The sequence below is a fragment of the Telluria sp. LT2P80 genome (assembly GCF_059685955.1).
Genome location: NZ_JCASIO010000008.1, coordinates 77,633 through 103,075 on the forward strand (window position 1 = coordinate 77,633; position 25,443 = coordinate 103,075).

Sequence of the window (25,443 nt, forward strand, 5' to 3'; positions counted from 1 at the left end):
ATCGATCGCAAGCCCCGTACGGCTGGCGCACGATCGACTCAGTCGGCGCCAACCGCGGTGATGATCGCGCCAGCGCCGGCGCTGAGCATCCAGCCCGTCATCAAGAGATAAAACATCAGCAGCGTAAACAACACCGAGACGCGGCGGGCATCCAGGCCCCCAAACAGCGGCTTCTTGTCGTAGGCGACGCCAACGAAGTAGGCGCCGAACACGGTGGCGAGGTAGTGCACGGCGCCGAACGTCTCGCCCAGTTCGCCCTTGCGCGGATGGTCGATCAGCAGGTGCGACAGGATCACCAGCACCAGGTACGGAATCGAGGCGGCCAGCGGCGGCAGGTACAGGCCGAAGCGCTCGACGAAGGTGCGCACGGCAGGGCGCTTGCGCGCCAGCAGCGGCAGGAACAGGTTGTGGATCAGGCCCGAAATCAGGATGACCTTGAGCAGCACGGCCTTGTGCAGGCTTTCCTCGCCAAAACCCAGGTTGTGCAGATTGGTTTCGGCCTGGCGGTTATTCTGCAGGAAGAACTCGGGCGACTGGATCTGCAGGATGCGCTGGAACCAGCTGATTTCTTCCAGTGCAGCCACGGCCACCAGACCGGTCAGGCCAAGCAGCACCAGCACTTCGAGCCGCATGCCGCCGTTCTTCCAGCGGTCCACCGCCACGTAGCCGAGCAGGCCCGATGTGAGCGAGAACGCCAGGAACTGCATCCATTCGACGATGCCATCCTCGACCAGCAGGCGCGAGAGCTCATGCGGATTGCCCGACCATGCCAGTGCCAGCAGCAGGATGAATGCATTGATGACGGTGGCCGAGATGATGACCGGATGTTTGTACCAGGGATGATTGACTGCTAACTTATTGACCACCAACTTGCTCCTTCAGAGACGTGAAATGTTCAGCCGCGATTGGCTGCAGCGCGGGGCCCGGTGCGGAATCGGGATCGCTATGACTTGATGGGCTGCGGTCAGCGACGCGGCGCCCCCTGCGGCGCAGCGCGCCGGCCAGCAGCGCCGCAATGGCCCAGCCAAACAGCAGCGGATCGAGCAGGGCGTCCCACAGATTCCCGCTTGGCAGGCGCAGCACCGAGAACAGGACGACCGCGCCCAGCACCGCTGTTGCAATCCCGCGCGCGTGATGCCGCACGATCGCCAGTGCGCAGGCGCCGGCCAGGATGACCGCGACGAGCGGCGCCAGGACGCTGCCGAAACCGGCGTAATAGTAACCGCTCGTGAGAAAGCCGACTGCGTCGACGTACAGCAGCGTTCCGGCCACGGCCAGCACCCCTGCCAGCGATGGCGGCATGGCCGCGCTGCGGCGGGCGCCGTTCCAGCGCTCCGTCAGGCGGACCAGGCAGCAGCCCACCAGCAGGCCGCTCGGATACTGGAACGCCAGACCCAGGTACCAGGCAGGCGACAGGTTGCCGGGCAGCGCCATCAGGGCCAGTGCGCCGCCCAGGATGGCAGCCACCCCGGTGCGCGACAGCGGCGCCGCACCGCGCCACAGCGCGCAGGCCACGGTGGCGGCGACGATCGCCCAGCCAATGCGGCCGTACACGATCTGGCTTGCGAGATCCGGCAGTGTCATCTAGGTGGAACCTTCCGGTTGAATACGGTAGCGATGGTGCGCAATCGCCTGGCGCTGCCAGGTGTAGGTAATGTGCAGTTCGTTGCCGACCTGCTGCATCGATGGGTACGAAAATTCGTCGCCGGCCGGCCCCTTGGCGATGTCGGCGATCGTGCGCCAGCTGCGCATGTCGTCCGAGATCGACAGGCGCAGGATGCTGCGCGCCGACGCGCCGCCTTCGACGTGATTATGCAGCATCAGGAACTGGCCGCTGGAAAGGCGTATCGCGGCGACCGACGTGCTGTAATTGGGCAGGTCGAGCGCCGGCAGATCGCGCCAGGTGGCGCCGCCATCGAGACTTGCCGCATGCTGGACCAGTTGCTGTTCGCTGTCGTCGCGCATCACGGCGCGCACTTCGTTCTTCGAGATGGCCACGAGGGCTGGCTGCAGTGTCGTGGTACTGTTGCCGATGCGCGCCAGCGTGGTCGGGTTGCCGTCGGCGTCGAACGCCATCAGCATCGGGTACTTGTTGCCGATCTCGAAATACACGGGGAGCCACCAGCCGCCATCGCTCAGCATCAGCGGTGCGGTGCGCACCAGCGCGCTGGTGTTGAACAGGGGCGAGGTCGGCAGGATCCGGCGCACGTGGAAGGTAGCGCCCTGGTCGTTCGACACCAGGTGCGCAATGCGCGCGGCGGCCCAGCCGCCCAGGCCCGTGGCCACCACGTACAGGTGGATCTTGCCGGCGCGGTCGGTCCAGGCGACGGGGTTGCCGATGCGGCGCACGCCGAAACCCAGTTCGGTGCCCAGCGTATCGCGGCTGGCGACCATCCTTGGCGCGCTCCACGCACCGTGGGCCCAGGTCGAGGCAAAGACTTTGACATCCGGACCGCTCTCGCGGCTGCCGGCCCACCAGAACGCGAGCATGCGATTGCCTGGCAGGGCGGCCAGCGTGCTGGCGTGGGCCGATGGCATGCCGCGCGGCGCGGGGATGTGGGCGTGCGAGAGTTCGGTAAGCGTCACGCGGCCAGGGCTCGCCGTGGTCACGGTGGGCATGGCAGCTGCACCAGACGCGCCGCGCCAGCGCAGCGCCTCCGCCGCGATCACGAGCACCAGCACGGCAAGCAGCAGGCCGCCGAGAAGGATCGCATGATGTCTAGGCGGCCGGGGGATCGCGGACTTCTCCATTCGCTTCCAGTCGAAGAACCCGGCAAGTGCGTTGCGCACGGGGTTCGGGCAATGAATTTTTCACCGGTAAAGTCATGCCAATGTCGCGGGCGCCAGCGTACGATCGTGACCGGGAAAAGGCGCTATCCTACCGTAAAGCAGCGAGAAAGAACATTGGGCGCTGATAAAAGACGCGTCGTTACGCGCCGAAACGACGCGTCGATTCGCATCCGGCGCGTCGTCGGTAACACCGCCTATACTGGCCTTTTTGACCGTTCGGGTATTGCCGCATGCGCACCATACTGACGCCATTGCTGACTGCTTCCGTTCTTGCGTGCGCTCTGCTCGCAACCGGTTGCGCGCACCATAATCCCTATTACGACGCCGCCAAAACCCATCATCGCGTCGAAGGCTTTGCGAACAATTATCCAGCCAACCCTGCGTATCAACGGCCGCCGCGCGGCTTCTTCGAGGGCTGGGCGGCGCGGATCGCCAACTGGACCGAGGACGCCGCCGTGCGTGCACCGCTTGCGCCGATCGCGCCGGTGGCGCCCGACCTGGCCTTCATTCACGCCAACCACAGCGAACCGGCGCTGACCTGGATCGGCCACGCAACGTTCCTGTTCCAGAGCGGAACCGGCGTGAACATCCTGACCGACCCCGTGTTCGACGAGCGTGCCTCGCCGCTGCCGTTCGCGGGACCCAGGCGCCATCAGGCGCCCGGTGTGGCGCTGGCCGACTTGCCGCGCATCGACGTCATCCTGCTCAGTCATTCTCACTACGACCACTTGTCGAAGGCGTCGCTGCGCGCGCTGTACCGCCAGCCGGGCGGGCCGCCGCTGCTGGTGGCGCCGCTGGGCCTCGATATCTGGCTCGCGAAGAACGTGACGGGGGGCGACCGCTCGCGCATCGTCAAGCTCGACTGGTGGGAAAAGACCGTGTACCGGGGACTGGAACTGCACCTGCTGCCGGTACATCACTGGTCGGCCCGCTCGCTGTGGGACCGCAATGCGACACTGTGGGGCGGCTTTGCCGTCACGCGTCCCGGATTTGCATTCTTCTTCTCGGGTGACCTGGGCTATTCGAAGGACATTGGCGACATCGCCGCGCGCTTCGGTGGCTTCGATCTCGCGGCCATCGGCATCGGGGCCTACCAGCCGCTGTGGTACCGCAATTCGCACGTGAGTCCCGACGAGGCGGTGCGCATCCACCGTGAGCTGCGCGTCAAGCGCAGCGTGGGCATGCATTGGGGGACCTATCCGATGGGGCAGGAGCGCCTCGACCAGGCGCCGCGCGACCTGGCACTGGCGCGCGCGGCGCAGGGTGTAGCGGACGATGCGTTCTTCGTGATGCGGCACGGGCAAACGTACAGGCCACCCATCGCGCCGTGAGTGGCGGCGGGGTGCTCATGCCCCTGGGTCAAGGCTGGGCGCGCAGGGTCAGCTTGAGAATCTCGCCGGGTTGCCAGAGCCGCATGCGCGGGCCCCAGCCACCGGCACCGCGGCTGACCACCAGCTGCATGTGGCCGATGCGGTACCAGCCCACCAGATAGGGAAACTCGCGCTGGGCCAGATACGTGAATGGCCAGACCTGGCCGCCGTGGGTATGCCCGGACAGCATCAGGTCGATGTCCTTTTGCGCAGCGCGCTCGATTAGTAGAGGGTCGGGGATGTGCGAGAGCAGGATCGTCGCACCGTCCAGCCGTTTGGGCAGCATGCGTTCGAGACCGGCATTCACGTCGCGCCCACCGCGCCGGGCGCGCCCGATATCGTCCAGGCCCGCCAAGTGCAGGCCTGGTGCGATCTCGACGTGCTGGTCGCGCAGCCACTTGACGCCGCCGGCTGCGAACTCGTGGATCGTGCCGCCGGCGTCGCCATAGTATTCATGGTTGCCAGTAATGGCCCAGACGCCCATGGCGGGCCGCAGCCGTTTGAGGACAGGTGCGAGCTGGGCGTCGTTGATCGGTTCATCTTCAACCTGGTCGCCCAGCATCACGACGGCATCCGGATCGAGGGCATTGATCTGGTCGACCCGCGCGCCAAGCCACTCTGCGCGGCGCTGCGCCCCAAGGTGCGTATCGCTGATTGCTACCAGCACGGTGCCATCGAGCGCCTTGGGCAGGCCGGGCAGGGTGACCTCCTGTTCAACGATGGCCGGTGCGCGCAACGCCTGAAAAATCGCAAAGGCGCTGACAGAGACGCCCGCGATCGCGCCAAGCGCCAGAATGCGCGGCGCCCAGGTCCGCAGCCAGAAGCCAAAGCCCGTGATGATGTCGGCCAGAAGCAGATACTGCGTCATGCAGAACAGCACGCCAAGCCACGTCATCGAGAACTGCCCCGGCCACCAGCGCCAGTCGAGCGCCGCATCCCCGAGTTGCACGCCCCACAGATAAAACGCCCACAGAAGCACAGCGCCCACCCACCAGACACGCGCCGGCACGCGCGCACGAACCGGCCCCAGCGCATACAGGCGATGCGCCACGTAAAAATGCATCAGTGAGCCGAGAAAATTGATAATGATCGAAAACATGCATGCTCCCGCCAGCAGCCAGCCAGCGCACAGGGAATGAGAGGGGAATGGCCAAACCGGCAAACCGGCTCATCATAGCGAACACGCCAGGATCATGTCGCCTGTAAGTATCCCGCCCGCAAATAGTTATCAAACAATTCGACTCTGACCCTAATTGTTAGACGGGCTCTGCAGTGAACGTAACAATTGGGGTCAGAGTCGAATTATTGGGCAATTGCCTCAATTCGAGCGACCTGCAATTGGGGTCAGAGTCGAATTATTTTGCAATTGCTCAGGGGCTTGGCCTGAGCGGTCAGGCGGATTCGGCGTGCTCGACCAGTAGCTGAACTTTGGTGACGCCGTTGTACTCATTGGCGTCGAGGCGGAAGGCGACGCGGGCGCGGTCGCTCAGGCTGTCGGTGTGGCCGAACCAGATGGCGTCGTAGCGGCGGCCGTTCTTTTCAAGCTGCAGCTTCAGGTGACGCTCTTTCAGGATGCGCTGGCTGACGACGCGGAACTCGTCGCAGAAGATCGGTGGCGCGAAGCCCTGGCCCCAGACCTGGCCGTCCATCAGTTCGATGAACTGGGTCGAATAGAACTCGTCTTCGAGAGGACCGTCGGTTTCGATGATGCGTTCGAGCTGCGCTTCGGTCAGCCATGCCTGGCCGACGGCTTCGAAGGCCTGGCAGAAGGTGTCGAAATTGTCGTGCCGCAGCGACAGGCCGGCGGCCATCGCGTGGCCGCCGAACTTGTCGATCAGGCCCGGCACGCGCTTGGACACCAGGTCCAGCGCGTCGCGCAAGTGAAAGCCCGGAATCGAGCGGCCCGAGCCCTTGATCATCCCGTCGCCGGCTGGCGCGAAGGTGAATGTCGGGCGGTAGAATTTCTCTTTCAGGCGCGAGGCGACGATGCCGATCACGCCCTGGTGCCAGCCTTCGTCGAACACGGTGATCGTGCTGGCGCCGGTCGGCTCGAACGTGTCCAGGTGCAGCAGCGCGGTGTCCTGCATCTCGGCTTCGATTTCGCGGCGCTTCAGGTTGATTTCGTTCAGTTGCTGGGCGATGGCCCAGGCGCGCCCTTCGTCGTCGGTGGTCAGGCACTCGATGCCGAGCGCCATGTCCTGCAGGCGGCCGGCCGCGTTCAGGCGCGGGCCGACGGCAAAGCCCAGGTCGAACGGGGTGGCGCAGCGCGCTTCTCGGCCGGCCACCCGGAACAGCGCCGCCACGCCGGCATGCATGCGGCCTGCGCGCATGCGCTTCAAGCCCTGTGCGACGAGGATGCGGTTGTTGGCATCGAGCTTGACGACGTCGGCCACTGTGCCGAGCGCGACCAGGTCGAGCAGGCTGTCGAGCTTGGGCTGCGTCTGTGCGTCGAATGCGCCGCGGCGGCGCAATTCAGCGCGCAGGGCCAGCAGTACGTAGAACACCACGCCCACGCCGGCCAGGTTTTTGCTCGGGAAGCCGCATTCAGGCTGGTTCGGATTGACGATCACGCGCGCTGCCGGCAGCACATCACCCGGCAGATGGTGGTCGGTAACGACGACGTCGATGCCCAGCTGATTGGCGGCCAGCACGCCGTCGACGCTGGCGATGCCGTTGTCGACCGTGACGATGATGTCGGGCGCTTTTTCGCGTGCCGTTAGCGCGACAATTTCGGGCGTCAGGCCGTAGCCGTATTCAAAGCGGTTCGGGACGATGTAGTCGACCTGCGCCCCCATCGCGCGCAAGCCGCGCAGGGCGACGGCGCAGGCGGTGGCGCCGTCGCAATCGTAGTCGGCGACGATCGTCATGCGCTTGCCGGCGCCGATGGCGTCGGCCAGGAACGCGGCGGCGGCATCGATGTGCTTCAGGCCGGACGGCGGCGACAGCGCCGCCAGCTCGCTCGAAAGCTCACGTGCATCGAGCAGGCCGCGCGACGCGTAGATGCGGGCCAGCACGGGGTGCACGCCATCCTGGCGCAGCAGTTCGGAGGTGCGGAACGGGCAAGGGCGGGTGGAAAGTCGGGTCTTCAGGGTCAATGTCTATCTCGGTCGGGTTATTTCAGTGCGCTCACCAGTGTTCTCACTTCAGTGCGTCGAGCGTCGGGCTGCGCCAGAATTTGCGCTGCGCCAGCGCGCTCGTCGTCGTCTCCAGCAGGCCTTCGCGGCTGCTCAGCACCAGCGTCAGCTTGCTCACGCGGCCCGCCTTGACGGCAGCCAGCAGCGGTGCGAACAGCGTATCTTCCAGTTGCTGCATCACCTGCAGCCAGACGCCCCAGTCGGCTGCCTGCGCCGCTTCGGCCAGCGGGCCGACCACCAGCGTGCGGTCGGTTGACAGCAGGTCGGCCAACCGGTCGAGCGTCTCGAACCGCTGATCGCCGAGCGCGCCCAGCCAGCCCGGCACGGCAACACTGGCCAGCGGCTGCGTCGCTGCGGGCGCCGTCCGGCCCGCGCCCCACATCCAGAACGCGTTCACGATCGGCAGCCGCTGCGTTTCGCGCGCGGCGTTTACCGGATGCGCATGCCACGCCATCTGGACTTCGTTCTGCAGGCGCCGGTAGGCCAGCGCCGGCTGCCCCTTCGGCATGAAATCCGTCAGGTCCATGTTCACGACCGTATCGGGCGTGGCGGTCTCGAAGCCGGTCCAGTCGTCGGCGCGCAAAAACCATGTCTGCGCATCGCCGTAGCGCAGCGCATGGCCAATGCTTTCGCAGAGTTCGGCAGCCGCGGCGAACAGCGCGCGGCTGTCGTCATCTGCCAGCGGAACCTGGCGCGTATCGGCCATCGTCAGGTGCGTGCCCGCGATCTGGATGTGACCGGGGGACACGATGTACCAGTTCCCGCCATCGGAATCCAGCCCGAAGCCGCGCATGGCGGCAACGGCCACGGCAACCCCGCCCGCGGCGCCCAGCCCGAGCGCGCGCGCCAGCCAGGTTTCGTGGGGCAGGGCATGGGTATGTTCGGCCGTCCGCGTGCGCGTGGCGCTCGACGTGCGTGAGAGCAGCAGCGCCAGCGCCGGCGTGTTCATCGCGCGGATCAGGTCGGGAGCAAATTCGGGAAGCGGCAGAGCGAACGGCAGGACGAGCGTAATATGAGCCATCCCGCTATTCTAGGGCAAATCGCCGCCGCCAGCGGATCGCCATCCCGTTTCTGCCCCGCATGCCCACTGGAATGCCCTAGTGAGTTTTTGATAATTGCGCCACAATCCCGTTTTGTCTGGCAAACTGCCGGGCTGATGCAGCCCGGCGCTGCGCTACTAATACAAAAACACAGCGGATCGGTCGACACGGACAGCATGAGCATCACCCACAAACTCCCCTACGAATGGCAGATCGGCCTGCGCTACACGCGCGCCGGCAAGCGCAGCGGCCGCAACAGCTTCATCTCCTTCATTTCGATGGCCTCGGTGGCCGGCATCGCCCTCGGCGTGGCCGCGCTGATCGTCGTGCTGTCTGTAATGAACGGCTTTCAGAAGGAAGTCACCAACCGCATGCTGTCGATGCTGGCCCACGTCGAGATTTTCGACAGCCGCGGCGCGCTGCCCGACTGGCGCGCCACCAGCCTGCAGGCGCTACGCAACCCCGAGGTCAAGGCCGCCGCACCGTTCATCGACGCGCAATCGATGCTGCTGGTCGATGGCGTCATGAAGCCGGCGCTGCTGCGCGGCGTGGCGCCGGTCGAAGAAGCGCAGGTATCGGACATCACGCGCCAGATGAAGGCCGGCAGCTTCGCATCGCTGCGCGCCGGCTCGTTCAATGTGGTGCTGGGCCGCGCGCTGGCCAAGTCGCTGGGCGTCGACGTGGGCGACCGCGTCACGCTGCTCGTGGCCAGCAGCGGCATCCTGGGCGGCGCCAGCACGCCGGGCGAGAACCCGCTGCCGCGCACGCGGGCGCTGACCGTGTCCGGCATTTTCGAGGCCGGCCATTTCGAGTTCGATTCCACGCTCGCCCTGATCAATATCGACGATGCCCAAGTAGCAACGGGCGCGACGGCGCCGGCCGGCATCCGCCTGCGGCTGCAAGACCTGCACCAGGCGCCACGCGTGGCCTACGAATTGCAGCGCTCGATGCCGGGCGAATTGATCATGCGCGACTGGACCAAGGTCAACACCGTCTGGTTCGCCGCCGTGCAGTCGCAAAAGAACATGATGTTCATTATCCTGACGATGATCGTCGCGGTGGCCGCGTTCAACCTGGTCTCGACGCTCGTCATGACCGTCAAGGACAAGCAGTCCGACATCGCCATCCTGCGCACGCTGGGCGCCTCGCCACGCGCGATCATGAAAATCTTCATGGTGCAAGGCACGCTCGTGGGCCTCCTGGGCGGCCTGCTCGGCGTGGGCCTGGGCGTGCTGGTGGCTCTCAATGTCGACGTCATCGTGCCGGCCATCGAGCGCGTCTCGGGCGTGCACTTCCTGTCGCAAGAGGTGTATCTGATCAGCGAGATGCCGTCTGAACTGCTGTGGGCCGACGTTGGCTGGATCGGCGGCGTGGCCGTGCTGCTGTCGTTCCTTGCCACGATCTACCCAAGCTGGGCCGCCTCGCGCGTGAAACCGGCAGAGGCACTGCGCTATGAGTAACCGCGCCTGTGTCGTCCGCCCCGATTCCAATCTGAAGCACGAAAATTCATGAGCATCATCCACAAACTGCCGTACGAGTGGCAGGTCGGCCTGCGCTACACGCGCGCCGGCAAGAGCAGCGGTCGCAGCAGCTTCATTTCGTTCATCTCGCTCATTTCCGTGGCCGGCATCGCGCTCGGCGTCGCGGCCCTGATCATCGTGCTGTCGGTGATGAACGGCTTCCAGAAGCAGGTCACCGACCGCATGCTGTCGGTGCTGGCCCATATCGAGGTGTTCGATGCATCGGGCAGCATGCCGGACTGGCAGGCCAGGGCGAAAGAGGCGGCGCAGAATCCGGCCGTACTGGGCTCGGCCCCCTTCGTCGAAACCCAGGGCCTGCTGGTGCGTGACGGGATCATGCGCCCGTCGATCGTGCGCGGTGTGCTGCCCGGCGTTGAAGACAATGTGTCGACGGTGGCGAAGCAGATCCGCGCCGGCAGCTTCGATGCCCTGAAGCCCGGCAGCTTCAATATCGTGCTCGGGTATGCGCTGGCGCGCGCGCTGGGCGTGGGCATGGGTGACAAGGTCACCATGGTGCTGGCCCAGGGCCAGGTCACGCCGGCCGGCATGGTGCCGCGCACGCGCAGCTTCACGGTGGCCGGCATCTTCGAGGCCGGGCACTTCGACTTCGATGCGGCGCTGTCGTTCGTGCACATCGAGGATGCGCAGCGGCTCGAGCGCCAGCAGGCGCCATCGGGCCTGCGCCTGCGCATCGCGAACATGCGCGAAGCGCCGCAAGTTGCGGCCGAATTGAAGGCCTCGATGAAGGGCGACCTGGTCGTGCGCGACTGGCCCAAGCTCAACGCCAACTGGTACGCTGCGGTGCAGACCGAAAAAAAGATGATGTTCATCATTCTGACGCTGATTATCGCGGTGGCCGCCTTCAACCTGGTGTCGAGCCTCGTGATGACGGTGACCGAGAAGCAGGCCGACATCGCGATCCTGCGCACGCTGGGTGCCTCGCCCGGCTCGATCATGAAAATCTTCATGGTGCAGGGCGCGGTCGTCGGTGTGCTCGGCACGCTCGCGGGCGTGGCCATGGGCGTGGGCGTGAGCAAGAACATCGGTGTCATTGTCCCGTTCATCGAACGCTTGCTGGGCGTGGAGTTCTTATCCAAGGATATCTATTTGATCAGTACCGTGCCGTCCGAGCTGTACACGCCGGACGTCGTCACCATCGGCATCGTGTCGGTGGTGCTGGCCTTTGCGGCCACGATCTACCCAAGCTGGGCCGCCTCGCGCGTGAAGCCGGCAGAGGCGCTACGCTATGAATAATCTGATGAACGATTCGATGAACCACGTGAACAACACCAACGACGTACCCGTGCTGGCCTGCCGTGGCCTGGGCAAGACCTTCAACCAGGGTGATGCCATCGTGCGCGTCATCGACGGCATCGACTTTGCCGTCTATCGTGGCGAGCGCGTGGCGATTGTCGGCGCGTCCGGCTCGGGCAAGTCGACGCTGCTGCACCTGCTCGGCGGCCTGGATACGCCGAGCAGCGGCACGGTCAGCCTGCGCGGCGAGGATTTTGCGAGCCTGTCCGAATCCCGGCGCGGCGAACTGCGCAACACGGCGCTGGGCTTCGTCTACCAGTTCCATCACCTGCTGCCCGAATTCACGGCGCTCGACAACGTCATGATGCCGCTGCTGATCCGCCGCATGCCGCGCGCCGAGGCGCTGACGCTGGCGCAGGCAATCCTCGAACGCGTGGGCCTGGGCAAGCGCGTCATGCACCGGCCCGGCGAATTGTCCGGCGGCGAGCGCCAGCGGGTCGCGCTGGCGCGCGCACTGGTCACGCAACCGGCCTGCGTGCTGGCCGATGAACCGACCGGCAACCTCGATCACACGACCGCGCAGATCATCTTCGACCTGATGCTCGAACTGTCGCGCACCCTGGGCACCGCGTTTGTGATTGTCACGCACGACATGGAACTGGCGCGCCGCTGCGACCGCGTGCTGCGCATGACCGAGCACGGGCTGCAGGCTGCAGAGGGCTGACGCCATGTGGATCGATACGCACGTTCACCTCGACGCCCGCGAATACGGCGGCGATGGCGCTGGCGTCGCGCGCAGGGCCGAAGCGGCCGGCGTCTCGATGATCGTCATCATGGCGGTCGAGCGGGGCAATTTCGATACCGTTGCCGCGCTGGCCGCGGGCAGCCCGAACGCCTGCTACGCGCTGGGCATCCATCCGATGTGCGTGCCGCAGGCACACGATGACGACCTGGCGTACCTGCGCACGCGCGTCGAAGCGGCGATGGGCGATCCGCGCTTCGTGGGCATCGGTGAAATCGGCCTGGATTTCTTCATCCCCGAACTCACCACGCCCGAGATGCGCGAGAAGCAGGCGCGGTTCTTCCGCGAACAGCTGCGCATTGCGCGCGACTTCGGCTTGCCAGTGATGACGCATGTGCGCCGCTCGCAGGACCAGGTGCTCAAGCACCTGCGCCAGATCCGCCCGCCGAGCGGCATCGCGCATGCCTTCAATGGCAGCTTCCAGCAGGCGCAGAATTTCATCGACCTGGGGCTGCACCTGGGCTTCGGCGGCAACCTGACTTTTACGCGTGCACTGCAGATCCGGCGCCTCGCCACCGAGTTGCCGCTCGACTGGATCGTGTTGGAAACTGACTCACCCGACATCGCCCCCAGCTGGATTCATCCGGGCCGCAACAGCCCCGAGAATTTGCCGGGCATCGGCGCGGCACTGGCAGAATTGCGCGGCCTGGACACGGATGTCGTGCGCATCGCTGCCCATCGCGCCTCGCTGGCCGCCATCCCGCGCCTGGCCGGTTTGTGTGCTGCCGTCTAGCCAGCCGGCCCGGCGAAGTTCCCGAAACGGCGCCTGGCATCTGTGACACCTGACAAAACGCCATCAGTACGGCGTGCCAAGATGTGCTTCCCCGCGAAGCGCATTGGATGGACAGGAGGTTCACGTGGACAACGCCAGCGAATTCCTGCGCATGCTGCAGAACGACCGTTCGCTATCGGGGGCGCACCGGCCCATCCGGCTGCGTCTCGGCCATGCTGATCATCCACTTGCCACCATCCTGTTGCCGCAGCGTGTCACGGGCAGCGAAGCCATTTGCGGCGGCCTCGAGTACACCGTCACGTGCGTCGCATCCACACCGCGCCTGCCGCTCAAGGAACTGATCGCGCTGCCGGCCGAGATCGGGCTCGTCACCGATCGTGGCGGCTTGCGCGGCGTGTGCGGCATCGTGGCCGAAGCACGCGCCGGCGATTTCGACGGTGGCCTGGGCGTGTACCAGCTGGTGATCCGCGACGCGCTGGCGATCATGGAAAAGCGCATCAACAGCCGCGTGTTTCGCTACCAGAACGAACTTGAGATCGTGCAGGTGCTGTTCGATGAATGGCGCCTGTCGAACAGCGTGCTGGCCAGCGCCTTCGATTACGAACTCGATCCGCTGTTCGACCCGCGCCAGTTTCCGCCGCGCGAGCAGACCATGCAATACAACGAGTCCGACGCCGCCTTCGTGCGCCGCCTGCTGCGCCGGCGTGGCGTGGCCTGGACCTTCCGCCCGGGCCACGCGCGCAGCAGGCCGATGGGCAGCGAACGCGACGCTTCACCTGCCCACACGCTGGTGCTGTTCAACGATCCCAACACGCTGCCCCGCAATAGCGCCGGCGCCGTGCGGTACCACCAGGGCGGCGCCAGCGAAGAGCGCGACACGATCGTGTCGTGGTGCGCCGCGCGCCGCTTGCAGGCCGGCAGCACGACGCGGCACAGCTGGGATTATCGCAATCCGCTGGGCACCAGCTTCATGACGGCCACCGCGCGCGGCATGGCCGACCAGGGGCCCAGCGGCAATGGGCTGGCCGCCAGCCTGGACGACTACCAGGTCGAGATGCCCCATGCCGGCAACGATGTCGAAGACCACTGGCGCTTGGGGCAGCTGCGCATGAACCGGCACGAGCTCGACACCAAATGCTTTCATGGCGCGGGCACCGTACGCGACCTGCGCGCCGGCGAGTGGTTCACCCTTGGCGGCCATCCCGAGATCGACACGCACCCGCCCGCCGAACGCGACTTCGTCATCACCGCACTGCAGGTCGAGGCCGAGAACAACCTGCCGGCTGACGTTGCGCAGCGCGTGCGGCGGCTGATGGGAACGGCGCTCACTGGCGCCGACTGCGCGTTTGCGGCGACGGTGCTGGCGTCAGTGGCCGGGGCTGCGCTGGCGCATGCGCCCGCATCTTCGGCTGCATCCGGCGCCATACGCGTGCGGGTCAGCTTCGACGCCGTGCGGCGCGGCATTCCGCTCGCCCCCGGGTTCGACCCGCGTACCGACCTGCCGCATCCGCAACTGCAAAGTGCCATCGTGACCGGTCCGCCCGGCGAAGAAGTCCATTGCGATGCGCTGGGCCGCGTCAAGATCCGCTTTCCCGGCATGCGCACGGACGACCACCGGCACGCACATGGGGCGGGGGCGTCGGGTACGCCCGCCGACTCGGCCTGGGTGCGCGTCGCGTCCAACTGGGCCGGGGCTGGCGCCGGCAGCCAGCAGCAATCGGGCACGCTTGGCATGCCGCGCGTGGGCACCGAGGTCCTGGTGGCGTTCATGGGCGGCGATCCCGACCGGCCCGTGATCCTGTCACAGCTGTACAACGAGCGTTCGCAGCCCCCGGCGCTGAGCCGCGCGGGCGGCTTGCCGGGCAATCGCTACCTAGCCGGCATGCGCAGCCGCGAGATTGGCGGTGCGCGTGGCGGGCAGTTGCTGTTCGACGACACACCAGGCCAGATCGGCGTTCAGCTGGCGAGCGATCACGCGGCTGCCGAACTCAATCTGGGCTGGCTGTCCGATCCTCGCTCGAGTGGCACGGCCAGGGCACGCGGTGAGGGCGCCGAACTGCGCAGCAACAAGGCCGTTGCCGTGCGCGGCGGCGAAGGCATCCTGCTCAGTGCCGGCGGCAGCGACGCCGATGGTGGCGCCCAGCTCGAACGCGGCGCGCTCGTCGGCATCGCCGAGGTGATGCACGGCGTGCTCGATGAACTGGGCCGGCTGGCGGGCGCGCACGGCGAAGAGCAGGCGGCCAGCCCGCGCCTGGCCGAGCTTACCGAACGCCTGCGCCGCTGGCATGACGGTTCCAGTGTGGCCCCAGGTCTGGCGCAGGGCGGCGCGCCGATGGTGGCGGTGAGCGCGCCGGCCGGGGTGATGCTGGCCAGCGACGACGCCATCGCGCTGGGCGCGCGGACCAAGATCGACATCGTCTCGACCGGCGACACCGAACTGGCGGCCGGGCGCAGCTTGTTCCTGCGGGCGTCGCGCGCGCTCAGCCTGTTCGCCTATGACCTGGGCATGAAACTGATTGCGGCGCGCGGCGACATCGTCGTCGAAACGCACAAGGGCGATATCGAGATCAAGTCGTCCAACCGGATTCGCCTGATCGCCGCCACCGGCATCGAGCTCGAAGCGCCGTCGGTCAAGGTGGTGTCGCAGGGCACGCAAACCGACTGGCACGGCGGCGCGATCACCCACCAGAGCAGCGGCAACCACGTCATCAAGGCCGCCAGCGTCGACTACCTCACAGGCGGTGGCGGCATGCCGGCTGGCCTGCGGCTGCCGGCCACCATCCTCGAAACCGATGAGCGCGTGGTGGTCATCGACCGCCAGACCAATCTGCCGGCCAGGGGGCAGCGCTATGTGGCACAGCACGAGGACGGCACCCGCATCGAAGGCATCACCGACGATGAAGGCCGCACGGGCATCCTTCACAGCTACGCCATGGGCGACATCGAAATCCGCTTGCTGGCCGATGACCAGTCCAGCGATCCGACGCCCGCCAGCACGGACAGAGCATGAGCGAGCCGACCCGGCCCATTCACCAGCCCACCGTCGAGCGCGACGGCAGTCTGGTGGCCCACACGGTCGCCACGCCAGTCGCATTCAAGGTGCGCGCCCGCGTCACGATCGGATCGCGCAAGGTCATTCCCGTTATTTTTGTTCCCGGCAGCATGGGCTCGAACCTGCGGGCGCGCGCCGGCTTGAACAAACGTGACGACGACGCCCTGCGGCCGGGCGAGCTTGCATGGCGGCCACCGAATCACCTCGCCGGCAAATACCGCGAGGCCGACGTATGGCAAACGCGCGCGCCTGCACTGCGCCAGCGCATCCTCGATCCCGCCATTCTCGAGGTGGACCCTGACGGCGAACTCGACTTCCCGCTCTGCGGCCTGGAGCCGGACGTCATGCGTGAGCGGGGCTGGGGAGAAATCCACGCCGACTCGTACGGCGCGCTGCTGGTCGACCTGCAACGCAACCTGGACAAGACGTTCCAGCTCTCACCCAAGGGCGCGCGCATGGTGCGTCAGCACTGGAAGCGGGTCATGCAGTGCAACCCCGAACGCTGGGGCGTGCGGCAGATCGAGCATGTCACCGAAGCCGAACTCGAACACTACGCCGGCTACCAGTATCCGGTCTATGCCTTCGGCTACAACTGGCTGGCGTCGTGCGACGTGGCGGCAAAACGCCTGCGCGCACGGATCGCCGGGATACGCGCCTTCTGGACCAACCGCAAGCATGCATGCCGCCACGTGATCCTGGTAACCCACTCGATGGGCGGACTGGTCGCGCGCGCCTGCGCGCGCCTGAGCGAGGGGGCAGGTGGCGCCTCGGATATTGCCGGCATCGTGCACGCCGTGATGCCGGCGCTGGGCGCCCCGGTGGCGTACCGGCGCATGGCCTGCGGCACCGAGGCAGGCAACTTCACCAACGGGCCACTGGCCAATTTTGCGGCGTCCGGGTTCGCCGACATTGCCGGCGACACGAGCGCCAAGACGATGCCGGTGATGGCGGTGGCGCCCGGCCTGCTGCAACTGCTGCCGAATCATCTGTACCCGGCGCCGTGGCTGGTGATCAAAACGTTGCGTGGCGTGAGCGCGCACGAGGATCTGCGCGACATCGTGTCACTGCCGGCTGGCAATCCCTACGATATGTATCGGGACATGACGTCGTGGCACCGGATGATCGACCCGGCGTTGGCGGACCCGGCGCAGCGCTACGCCAAGCTGCATGGGGGGCCGGTCAAGAAAATTCTCGATGCAATCAACGAGGCGGAGCGCTTTCATCGCCAGGTTCTGGGCGTCGAAGGGAAGGGCGGCAAGAGCACGCCGTACTATCACCGCCACTCCTACGCTTTTTACGGCGCGGACAAAACGCTGAAAGCGTATGGCAAGATTCGCTGGGTGGCGCGCATGCCCTCGACGTCGCCAGCCGTGCTCACGACCGCCAACGTGCGGGCGGCAAAGCTGGTCGCCGATGGTAAGAAAGGCAGTGCCGACACGCGCGAGGTGGAAACCGCGAACGGTGTCCGGCTGCGCTTTGTCTTGTGGCCGCAGGACGAACAAGGCGATGAAACCGTGCCGCTGCAATCCGGCGCAGGGGCGGCAGCGCACGTGCGCGGCGCGTTCGCACCAACGGGTTTTCGGCACCAGGACAGTTTCCAGCACGAAGACATGCTGCTGCTGACGCGCCATCTCATCGTCAAGATCGTTCAGGAAGTCCGATGAAGCGGCTGAAAAGCCGCCATGTGCGTTGGGTCGGTATAGCGATGGCGTCAGCCCTGACGCTGGTGTCCTTTCTCGCGAACTCGTTCCAGACCGACGAGGATAGGCAAAAGGTGGCAAAGATGACCGACACGATGAAGACCGTCTGCGTGGGCCGTTTCCTGATCGACCTTCCCGCCGAGGCGACGGTGCGTCTGCGACGTGGCTTCGTCGGCGGTTACGACGTTGCCAGCACCGATCGTGAAACGGACGACGACTTCACGGAACGTCTTGGCGCACTGGAAAACACGCTGCTTGACGGGAAAGACGAGTACGGCAAGCTGGAGTCGGCGAAGGACTTGCTGTCTGCGACGGGGCAGGGCAAGGTGTTCGTACACAACCGGCGCCCGGCCCAGACCATCGAAAACGGTCATATTGTGGCCATTGAGGACGTGGACGTGCATGGCCTGTTGAGACTACCCCACGTCAGCATCGACGCGCAGGCGCAGGGCATGGCGCCGGGCAGCGGGGACGGCCTGGCACGCGTGCTGCGCCGGTTTCGCGCGATGCAGCTTGGCGAGATCCCGCGCGAGCCGGGATTCTGCCTTGGCCACGCCATCGTGCTTGACCCATATGACGACGCCGACACGGAAAGCGTCGTGCTGTTCGCCGGCCTGCCGGGCCATCCTGACGTGAGTATCGTGCTCTCGTCGATGGCAGGGGTGACGCCCGCCCCGCGCCTGCTCAAACGGCATGCGATCACGGTCGACCGCCGTCCGCTGTTCATGCAGCTTGCGTTCTCGCATCTGCGTGAAGCGGCGCGCGCCATCAATGGCCTTGACGGCGACGAACTGGTCATGCGGGTGCGCGAACCCAATTTCACGACCGGCTATTCGTTTCAGTGGGAAATGCCCGGGCGCCAGGCGGATGTCAACATGCCGTTCATGACACTGGAACTGGCCGCCGGCACCAATCCGGCCAGTGGCGGCAAGCCGGTGCAGTCGACGTTGTCCGAGGGGGCGCTGATCGATCTGTGGGACCGGATCGCCGGCAGTCTCCGACTGCGGCCAGTACTCCAGGCGCCAGCGGTTGTCGAACCGCCGGCCACTGCGCTCGGCGCCATCGCGCTGGCCGGAGACAGTTGTCCGCACACGGGCTGGTGGCAATGTACCGAAGTGAACGCTCGCGTGCGCGTCTACAACGGGCAACGCCAGTTCATCGCCGAAGGCAAGCGCATGCCGCAAGCGCTGCTGCTGCCGCAGCCAACCGTCTGGCAGCGGGTCAGGGGTTTGCAGCCCAGCTATGAAAGCCGGAGCCCGACTCGCTGGCGTCTGGCGGACAAACGCCACCGTCCCCGTGCGCCGGTTCACGCCGCGCCAGCGACTGCCGTGACCGGGTTAGCCATCGCGGCGCACGTGCGCGGTCCCGTCCCCGTCCTTGAGCCCGACCTTGCTCCCGTCATTGCCCCCGTCATTGCGCCCGACCTTGCGTCCGGTGTTGCGCCTGACCCGGGCCTCATGCCACACGACGACGCCCTGATCGGCAGCGTCGCGCAAAGCAGTGCAGCCTGTCCGGCCAGCGGATGGTGGCGCTGTGACGACAGCGAGGCGCTCGATGGCACGCGCTGGTTTGCTGCCGGCAGTCAGCTGCCACGTGCATCGTTCGCACAACGCGTCCGCCGGCACAGCAGCTGGACACTGGTGCGGCTTGCAAGCGAGCCTTGAGTGCATCGATCCGATCCGGACAGCCGCTTGACGCGGAAACACGAAGGAGATGTCATGGACGACCCGGTGACGCGCCAGAACGACTGGATGGTCCGCCCGACCGCCGTGGCGACGCCCAGGTTCATCGTCGCTGCAATGGCGATCGGGCGCAAGTCGAGCGTCAGCCGCCCGGCCGCCTGACCGACGCTCGTTCGCTAACCCATGCGCAGCGCCATCCTTGCCTTCACCGCAGGCGCTGCCTGGCTCCAGACCCGGCCCGCATTGCCAGAACCAACCAGTCTTGCAGCGTGCGTGGCCACGGCCATCGTCGTTTGCGTGATCCTGCGCGGCTTGCCCCGCAAGCTGATTGCCGGCCTGCTGCTCGGCGCCTGCTGGGCAGCGTTGTTTGCCCACACTGCGCTGGGCGACGCATTGCCGCTCGCGGACGAAGGCCGCGAGATCGCCGTGACCGGCGTCGTCGCGAGCCTGCCGCACCGCTTCGACGGCGGCGTGCGTTTCCAGTTCGACGTCGCGCACGTCGACACGGCCGGCGCCACCGTGCCCGCCACCATCATCCTGTCCTGGTACAGCGCCAGCGCCGCCGATCCGGCCTTCGTGCAACCGGGCGAACGCTGGCGCCTTGTCGTGCGCCTGCAGCGCCCGCACGGCAACGCCAATCCGCACGGCTTCGATTACGAGGCATGGTTGCTGGAACAGGGCGTCCGCGCGACGGGCTACGTGCGCCCGGCCGGCCCGCGCAATGCCCGCCTGGCGGCATGGACGCCGGACGCCGGTTATGCGCTGGAGCGGGCGCGGGGCTGGCTACGCAGCCGCATCCTGGCGGTCCTGAACGGCAAGCCGTATGCGGGCGTGATCGTCGCGCTGGTGATCGGCGACCAGCGCGGTATCGACCAGGCGTCGTGGGACGTGTTCAACCGCACCGGGATCAGCCACCTCGTCTCGATCTCCGGCCTGCACATCACGATGCTGGCGGGCCTGGCTGCGTGGGCGACGTCGTGGCTGTGGCGCCGCTCACTGTTCACCGGTGCGAGGCTGCCATTGCACCTGCCCGCCCAGAAGGCGGCCGCGCTGGCGGGCGCCCTGGTAGCGCTGCTGTACGTGCTGCTGGCAGGCTTCGGCGTGCCGGCCCAGCGCACTTTCTACATGCTGGCGGTGGTCGCGCTCGCGCTGTGGTGCGGGCGCATCACCTCAATGTCACACGTGCTGTGCCTGGCGCTGGGCGTGGCCGTGCTGCGCGATCCATGGGCGATGCTGTGGCCGGGTTTCTGGCTGTCGTTCGGGGCGGTGGCGGCGATCCTGTATGCGTGCAGTGGCCGCCTGGGCGTGCCCACGCGCGGCTGGCGCGCCGGCCTCGTGGTGGCGGCGCGCACCCAGTGGGCCGTCACGCTGGGCCTGGCGCCGCTCACGCTGCTGCTTTTCGGGCAGGTGTCGCTGGTCAGCCCCCTTGCCAACGCGGTGGCCATTCCCGTGATCAGCCTGTTCGTGACGCCGCTGGCGCTGGCCGGCAGCGTGCTGCCGTCGCCGCTGGCCGATCTGGTGCTGGGCAGCGCGCACCTCGCGATCGTCGTCCTGGTGTGGCCCCTGACGTGGTTGGCCGCGCCCGCGCTGGCCGTGTGGACCGCGCCCGCGCCGACACCGTGGATCCTCGTGCTGGCCCTGGCCGGCACCGCATGGATGCTGGCGCCGCGCGGCTGGCCGCAGCGCTGGGCGGGCCTGGCCGCGTGGACGCCGCTGTTGACGCACCTGCCGCAGGTGCCGGCCGCAGGCCGATTCGACGTCACAGCTTTCGATGTCGGCCAGGGCATGGCGCTGCTGGTCGAAACGCAGCACCACCGGCTGCTGTACGACACCGGCCCGCTGTACGCCCCCGGCGCAAGCGGCGCCACGCGCGTGATCCTGCCGTATCTGCGCGGCCGGGGTATCGGCCGGCTCGATGCACTGGTGATTTCGCACAGCGACCTCGATCACGTTGGCGGCGCCGAGGCAGTGCTGCAGACGGTACGGGTAGGGCAGCTGATCTCGTCACTTCCCGATGGCCACCGGTTGCTGGGCAAGACCACGCACCCCGCCCGTTGCAGCGCCGGCCAGGCCTGGCACTGGGATGGCGTGCGCTTCGAGATGCTCGCACCCGATGGCGCCAGCTACGCCAACCCGCGCCTGAAAAGCAATGCGCGCAGTTGCGTGCTGCGCATCAGCGCGGGCGGCAAGGCGATCCTGCTGGCCGGCGATATCGAAGCGGCACAGGAAGCCGCGCTGCTGGACACCAATGCCGACCGTCTGCGCGCCGACGTGCTGCTGGCGCCGCACCATGGCAGCGGCACCTCGTCGAGCGCAGCGTTCCTGCAAGCGGTGGCGCCGACAGTCGGGATTTTCCAGGTAGGTCATCGCAATCGGTATCGCCACCCGCAAAAGCTCATCTACGCGCGCTATGGCGCCATGGGCATCGAGCGCATTCGCACCGATGAACGTGGCGCGGTTACCCTGTCGTTCGGGCCAGGTCTGGACGTGACAACCTACCGTACGACCCACGCCCGCTATTGGTACGGGCGCTGAGCCGCAGACGTCATCGTCCGGCCGCAGGCAGCGTGATCGTCACCTGCAAGCCCCCGCCATCGCGATTGGCCACCAAAATCTCGCCGTCATGTGCCTGCACGACACGTTGCGCGATGGCCAGTCCAAGACCGTGCCCGTCGACACCGGTGCGCGATGCGCCGGAGCGGAAGAACGGCTGGAAAATCGCGGAAAGATCTTCGGGCGCGATGCCCGGCCCCCGGTCGCACACCTCGACCCGTGCCACGCCATCCACGGCGCGCACGGACACCGCCACGACGCCGCCCGGCGCGCCATGTCTGGCTGCATTGCGCACCACGTTCTCGAGCGCGCTCCAGAGCAGGTCCGGGTCGCCGCTGACGTTGACGCTGTCGTCGGCGTCGAAGTCGACGCGCAGTGCCGCGCCGTGATCGTCGGCGGCCCGGGCCTGGCCGGCCTCGAAGCGCGCATCGGCGACAAGACCATCGACCAGCTCCACCAGATCCACCGGCTCGCGCCGCAGCACGTCGGGCGACGCTTCCAGGCGCGACAGCGTCAAGAGTTCGCCGATCAGCTTGTCCATGCGGTTGCTTTCGCGCTCGATGCGTTCGAGCGTGATGCCGATCTTGTCCGGCTGCTGGTGCGCCAGGCCCAGCGCCGCCTGCATCCGCGCCAGCGGCGAGCGCAGTTCGTGCGAGACGTCGTGCAGCAGGCGGCGCTGGCCATCCATCAGCGCGCGCAGGCGTGCGCTCATGCGGTCGAAGTCGCGGCCCAGGTCGACCAGTTCGTCGCCGCCCTTGGCGCCGGGACCGAAGCGTGGCGCCAGGTCACCGGCGGCAGCGGCCTCGAAGGCGCTGCGCAGGGCGCGGATGGGGCGTGAGAAATACCAGGCCAGTAGCGCCGCGAACAGCAGGCTGGCCAGCACGGTGGCGCCGATTACGACGCTCTGGCCGATACGGCGCCGCGGGCCAGGACCGGGCCCGAGGCCAGGCGTCAGCGTATCAGGGCCGATACCGTCGCGCAGCCCGTCCTGACGACCGGCGTCGCGGCCGATCTGGCGCCCGAAGTCACGCGATACGAATGCGATGTACTGCTCGCCGCCCGGGCCGACCAGGCGCCGCGCGCCGCGCCACACGGCACTGTCGCCAGCCTGGGCGCCATCGCGAAGTTCACGTTCGACTGCATGCATCAGTTCGGCCGGCACCGCGCGGCCCAGCAGTTCGTGGCGCGCCGCGTCGAGCACGAACAGTTGTGGGCGCCGCATGTCGGGCAGCAGGCTGCGCAGGGCGGGCAAGCCGCCGTGGCGCAGCGTGGCGGCGGCGGCGTCGAGCGCGATCGCTGCCGGTGGGCCGCTGTCGAGCACGGGCGTGGCGCGCTGGCGCGCCTGATCGCGCAGCCAGAACACGCCGCCCACGCCAATGGTTGCGGCCACCTGCGCCAGCAGGATGCACAGGAAGAACTTCCAGAACAACCGGCCCATGCTACTCCTTGATCAGCTGGTAGCCCTGGCGGTAGATCGTCTGCAGGCACGAGCGGCCGTCGGCCAATGGCCCCAGCTTGTGCCGCAGGCTGCTCAGGTGGACGTCGATATTGCGATCGAACCGCGCCAGCGGCCGGCCCAGGCCCTGTTCGGACAAATCGTTCTTGCTGACCGGGCGGCCGGCATTGCGGGCCAGGACTTCGAGCAGATTGAATTCGGTGCTGGTCAGGTCGAGATGCTGGCCGTCCCAGGTAGCGCGGCGCTGTTCGGGCAGCATCGTCAGCTTGCCGACGCTGAGCACGACCCCCGGGCCGCTCTCTGGCACAGCCTGGGTGCGGCGCAGGATGGCGCGTACGCGCGCCGTCAGTTCACGTGGCGTGCACGGCTTGGCCACGTAATCGTCGGCGCCCAGTTCGAGGCCCAGAATACGGTCGGCGTCGTCACCGCGCGCCGTGAGCATCAGCACCGGCATGCGGCTGCCGGCGCGGATCTGGCGCAGCGCTTCGATGCCGCCCGCGCCGGGCATCATGACATCCAGGACCGCGATGGCGTAGCCGCCGGTCAGCGCGGCGCGCGCGCCGTCCTCGCCATTGTGCATGCAGGTGACGGAAAAGCCTTCCTGTTCGAGGTATTCGGCAAACATGCCGACCAGTTCGACGTCGTCGTCGATGAGCAAAACGTGATTCATGGCGACAGGATAGCGCAGCAGGTCGGCGCCGTCTGCGGTGCTTTACGCGGATTTACCTGGCTTAGACGCGCTTTACACGTCGCCGCCACACAATGGCCGCTCTGATAACACGAGAGGTCTTCGATGACACGACCAGCTTCCCCGCGCCCCACACTATCCGGATTGCGCGCCGCGACGGCGTTCTCCGTCTGCTTGCTGACCGCGCCCACGGTCCTGGCCCAGCCGATGCCGCCACCGGGCGGTCCTGGGCGCGACGGCCCGCCGTTCGGTCAATGGCACGAGCGCGACGGCGAAGCCGGCCCGTTCGGCACGCCGCCATTCCTGCGCGGCCTGAACCTGAGCGAAGCGCAGAACGAGCGCGTCTTCACGATCCTGCACGGCCAGGCGCCCCGGCGGCGCGCGCTGGACCTTGCCGGGCGCAAGGCCGACGCGGCGCTGCGCGCGGTGGCCCGTGCACCGGAATTCGACGGGGCCGCAGCATCCGCCGCCGCGCAGGCGCTGGGCCAGGCGATCGCCGACCAGGAGCTGCTGCGGCTGCAGACACGCGCCATGCTCAAGGCAGTGCTCACACCACAACAGCGTGCGCAGCTTGACGCGCCGCGTGGCAGGGACCGCAAAGCCGATCATGAACAACACGATATCCATGAGGGAGACCGCAGAAAATGACCGCAGCACGCCATCATCAAGACACCGAGCAGCACGCCGACCACGACGCTGACCACCACCGGGGCCTCGCTGCCGACGTTGCCCGCATGCTGACCCGGTCAGCCACCCGGCGCCAGTCGCTGCGCTGGCTGTTTGTCGGCGCGGGCAGTGCGGTCTTGCCGCTTGCCGGCTGCGGCGGCGGCGTCAGCGCCGATGATGGCTTCGGGTTGTCCAGTTCCACCACAACCACGGGCGCCGCCAGCACGGGCAGCGGCAGCGCGGTGTGTTCGGTGATTCCCGAAGAAACCGGCGGCCCCTACCCGGGCGACGGCACCAATCGCAATGCCAATGGCGTGGCCAATGCGCTGGTCCTGTCGGGCATCGTGCGCAGCGATATCCGGACCAGCGTGGCCGGCGCCAGCGGCGTGGCGGCCGGTGTGCCGCTGACGATCCGCCTGAAGATCGAGAACGTGGCGCAGGGCTGCGCGGCGGCCGCCGGCGCGGCGGTCTACCTGTGGCACTGCACGCGCGAAGGGGGGTACTCGATGTACAGCAGCGGCATCGTGAGCGAGAACTACCTGCGCGGCGTGCAGGAAGCCGATAGCGAAGGCTACGTCACGTTCACGACCATCTTCCCCGGTTGCTATGACGGGCGCATGCCGCACGTGCACTTCGAGGTCTATCCGTCGCTGGCCAAGGCGACGAACGCCGCGAACCGCATCAAGACATCGCAGTTCACGTTCCCGCTGGCGATTGCCAATGAGGCCTATACCAGCAGCGGCTATGCGAGCAGCATCGGCAATCTGGCGCGGATGAGCTTCGCGCTTGACAACGTGTTCAGCGACGGCACGGCGCTGCAGATGGCGAGCGTCACGGGCACGGCCAGCCAGGGCTACAGCGCCACGCTGACAGTTGGCGTAAATTGGTGAATACGCTCTAAACGCGCTCCCAAGATCGGGGCCGGGGCCGGAGACGCCATTACAATGGGCCGCATAATTTGGCCACCATCCCCGGCCACCATCCCTGACCACCATCGCTGACC

The 25,443-nt window shown here is 67.1% G+C and carries 20 protein-coding genes; 12 read left to right on the forward strand and 8 right to left on the reverse strand.

Going from position 1 to position 25,443, the window contains the following annotated elements:
- Positions 1 to 38 precede the first annotated feature (38 nt).
- From AC56LW_RS19265 to AC56LW_RS19275, 3 genes are read right to left on the reverse strand one after another with little or no spacing between them, the layout of a single operon-like run.
- Positions 39 to 866, reverse strand: coding sequence for a hypothetical protein (locus tag AC56LW_RS19265; protein ID WP_499636845.1), 828 nt, complete (start codon positions 864 to 866; stop codon positions 39 to 41).
- Positions 856 to 1,584 (reverse strand): hypothetical protein, encoded by a 729-nt coding sequence (locus AC56LW_RS19270; RefSeq protein WP_499636847.1) that lies wholly within the window; start codon positions 1,582 to 1,584, stop codon positions 856 to 858. The genes AC56LW_RS19265 and AC56LW_RS19270 overlap by 11 nt, the downstream gene beginning before the upstream one ends.
- A complete protein-coding gene (locus AC56LW_RS19275; RefSeq protein ID WP_499636849.1) occupies positions 1,585 to 2,751 on the reverse strand; it encodes a sialidase family protein in 1,167 nt (388 codons plus the stop codon). It lies immediately after the preceding gene.
- Between the two features lie 269 nt (positions 2,752 to 3,020).
- Between AC56LW_RS19275 and AC56LW_RS19280 the strand changes: the two genes are divergently transcribed.
- Positions 3,021 to 4,121 carry an MBL fold metallo-hydrolase gene (locus AC56LW_RS19280; RefSeq protein WP_499636851.1) on the forward strand — a complete coding sequence of 367 codons (1,101 nt, stop codon included), beginning with the start codon at positions 3,021 to 3,023 and terminating at the stop codon, positions 4,119 to 4,121.
- 28 nt (positions 4,122 to 4,149) lie between these two features.
- On the opposite strand, the gene AC56LW_RS19285 is transcribed toward AC56LW_RS19280, so the two are convergent.
- The 3 genes from AC56LW_RS19285 to AC56LW_RS19295 all read right to left on the reverse strand — a co-directional run bounded on the left by AC56LW_RS19285 (position 4,150) and on the right by AC56LW_RS19295 (position 8,315).
- Positions 4,150 to 5,259, reverse strand: a complete 1,110-nt coding sequence (locus tag AC56LW_RS19285; protein WP_499636853.1) for a metallophosphoesterase — start codon at positions 5,257 to 5,259, stop codon at positions 4,150 to 4,152.
- 292 nt (positions 5,260 to 5,551) lie between these two features.
- Entirely contained in the window at positions 5,552 to 7,255 is a 1,704-nt protein-coding gene (gene recJ / locus AC56LW_RS19290) for a single-stranded-DNA-specific exonuclease RecJ (protein ID WP_499636855.1), read from the reverse strand.
- 43 nt (positions 7,256 to 7,298) lie between these two features.
- On the reverse strand, positions 7,299 to 8,315 hold the full coding sequence (locus AC56LW_RS19295) for a hypothetical protein (RefSeq protein ID WP_499636857.1): 1,017 nt from the start codon (positions 8,313 to 8,315) through the stop codon (positions 7,299 to 7,301).
- 195 nt (positions 8,316 to 8,510) lie between these two features.
- Between AC56LW_RS19295 and AC56LW_RS19300 the strand changes: the two genes are divergently transcribed.
- The 9 genes from AC56LW_RS19300 (at position 8,511) to AC56LW_RS19340 (ending at position 21,612) form a co-directional block, all read left to right on the forward strand.
- Complete coding sequence (locus AC56LW_RS19300; RefSeq protein WP_499636859.1) at positions 8,511 to 9,794, forward strand: lipoprotein-releasing ABC transporter permease subunit; 1,284 nt, start codon at positions 8,511 to 8,513, stop codon at positions 9,792 to 9,794.
- 48 nt (positions 9,795 to 9,842) lie between these two features.
- Positions 9,843 to 11,108 carry a lipoprotein-releasing ABC transporter permease subunit gene (locus AC56LW_RS19305; RefSeq protein WP_332533639.1) on the forward strand — a complete coding sequence of 422 codons (1,266 nt, stop codon included), beginning with the start codon at positions 9,843 to 9,845 and terminating at the stop codon, positions 11,106 to 11,108.
- Positions 11,101 to 11,832: a lipoprotein-releasing ABC transporter ATP-binding protein LolD gene (lolD, locus tag AC56LW_RS19310; RefSeq protein ID WP_499636861.1), complete on the forward strand. Its 732-nt coding sequence runs from the start codon at positions 11,101 to 11,103 to the stop codon at positions 11,830 to 11,832. Before AC56LW_RS19305 ends, lolD begins: the two co-directional genes overlap by 8 nt.
- A 4-nt stretch (positions 11,833 to 11,836) precedes the next feature.
- Positions 11,837 to 12,643, forward strand: a complete 807-nt coding sequence (locus tag AC56LW_RS19315) for a TatD family hydrolase (protein ID WP_499636863.1) — start codon at positions 11,837 to 11,839, stop codon at positions 12,641 to 12,643.
- 124 nt (positions 12,644 to 12,767) lie between these two features.
- Positions 12,768 to 15,653 carry a type VI secretion system Vgr family protein gene (locus tag AC56LW_RS19320; protein WP_499636865.1) on the forward strand — a complete coding sequence of 962 codons (2,886 nt, stop codon included), beginning with the start codon at positions 12,768 to 12,770 and terminating at the stop codon, positions 15,651 to 15,653.
- Positions 15,650 to 17,359 carry an esterase/lipase family protein gene (locus AC56LW_RS19325; RefSeq protein ID WP_499636867.1) on the forward strand — a complete coding sequence of 570 codons (1,710 nt, stop codon included), beginning with the start codon at positions 15,650 to 15,652 and terminating at the stop codon, positions 17,357 to 17,359. The genes AC56LW_RS19320 and AC56LW_RS19325 overlap by 4 nt, the downstream gene beginning before the upstream one ends.
- Positions 17,356 to 19,059, forward strand: a complete 1,704-nt coding sequence (locus AC56LW_RS19330) for a T6SS immunity protein Tli4 family protein (RefSeq protein ID WP_499636869.1) — start codon at positions 17,356 to 17,358, stop codon at positions 19,057 to 19,059. The genes AC56LW_RS19325 and AC56LW_RS19330 overlap by 4 nt, the downstream gene beginning before the upstream one ends.
- Positions 19,060 to 19,113: 54 nt before the next feature.
- On the forward strand, positions 19,114 to 19,239 hold the full coding sequence (locus tag AC56LW_RS19335) for a hypothetical protein (RefSeq protein ID WP_499636871.1): 126 nt from the start codon (positions 19,114 to 19,116) through the stop codon (positions 19,237 to 19,239).
- Between the two features lie 21 nt (positions 19,240 to 19,260).
- Positions 19,261 to 21,612 carry a DNA internalization-related competence protein ComEC/Rec2 gene (locus AC56LW_RS19340; protein WP_499636873.1) on the forward strand — a complete coding sequence of 784 codons (2,352 nt, stop codon included), beginning with the start codon at positions 19,261 to 19,263 and terminating at the stop codon, positions 21,610 to 21,612.
- A gap of 10 nt (positions 21,613 to 21,622) precedes the next feature.
- On the opposite strand, the gene AC56LW_RS19345 is transcribed toward AC56LW_RS19340, so the two are convergent.
- Both AC56LW_RS19345 and AC56LW_RS19350 read right to left on the reverse strand, forming a co-directional pair.
- Complete coding sequence (locus AC56LW_RS19345; protein WP_499636875.1) at positions 21,623 to 23,068, reverse strand: sensor histidine kinase; 1,446 nt, start codon at positions 23,066 to 23,068, stop codon at positions 21,623 to 21,625.
- 1 nt (position 23,069) lies between these two features.
- Complete coding sequence (locus tag AC56LW_RS19350; RefSeq protein ID WP_183551907.1) at positions 23,070 to 23,756, reverse strand: response regulator transcription factor; 687 nt, start codon at positions 23,754 to 23,756, stop codon at positions 23,070 to 23,072.
- Between the two features lie 123 nt (positions 23,757 to 23,879).
- On the opposite strand from AC56LW_RS19350, the gene AC56LW_RS19355 reads away from it, so the two are divergent.
- The gene (locus tag AC56LW_RS19355) at positions 23,880 to 24,422 is read left to right on the forward strand and encodes a Spy/CpxP family protein refolding chaperone (RefSeq protein ID WP_499636877.1); all 543 of its coding nucleotides are present in this window, start codon (positions 23,880 to 23,882) and stop codon (positions 24,420 to 24,422) included.
- Positions 24,419 to 25,330: a dioxygenase family protein gene (locus tag AC56LW_RS19360; RefSeq protein ID WP_499636879.1), complete on the forward strand. Its 912-nt coding sequence runs from the start codon at positions 24,419 to 24,421 to the stop codon at positions 25,328 to 25,330. Before AC56LW_RS19355 ends, AC56LW_RS19360 begins: the two co-directional genes overlap by 4 nt.
- Positions 25,331 to 25,443: the final 113 nt, after the last annotated feature.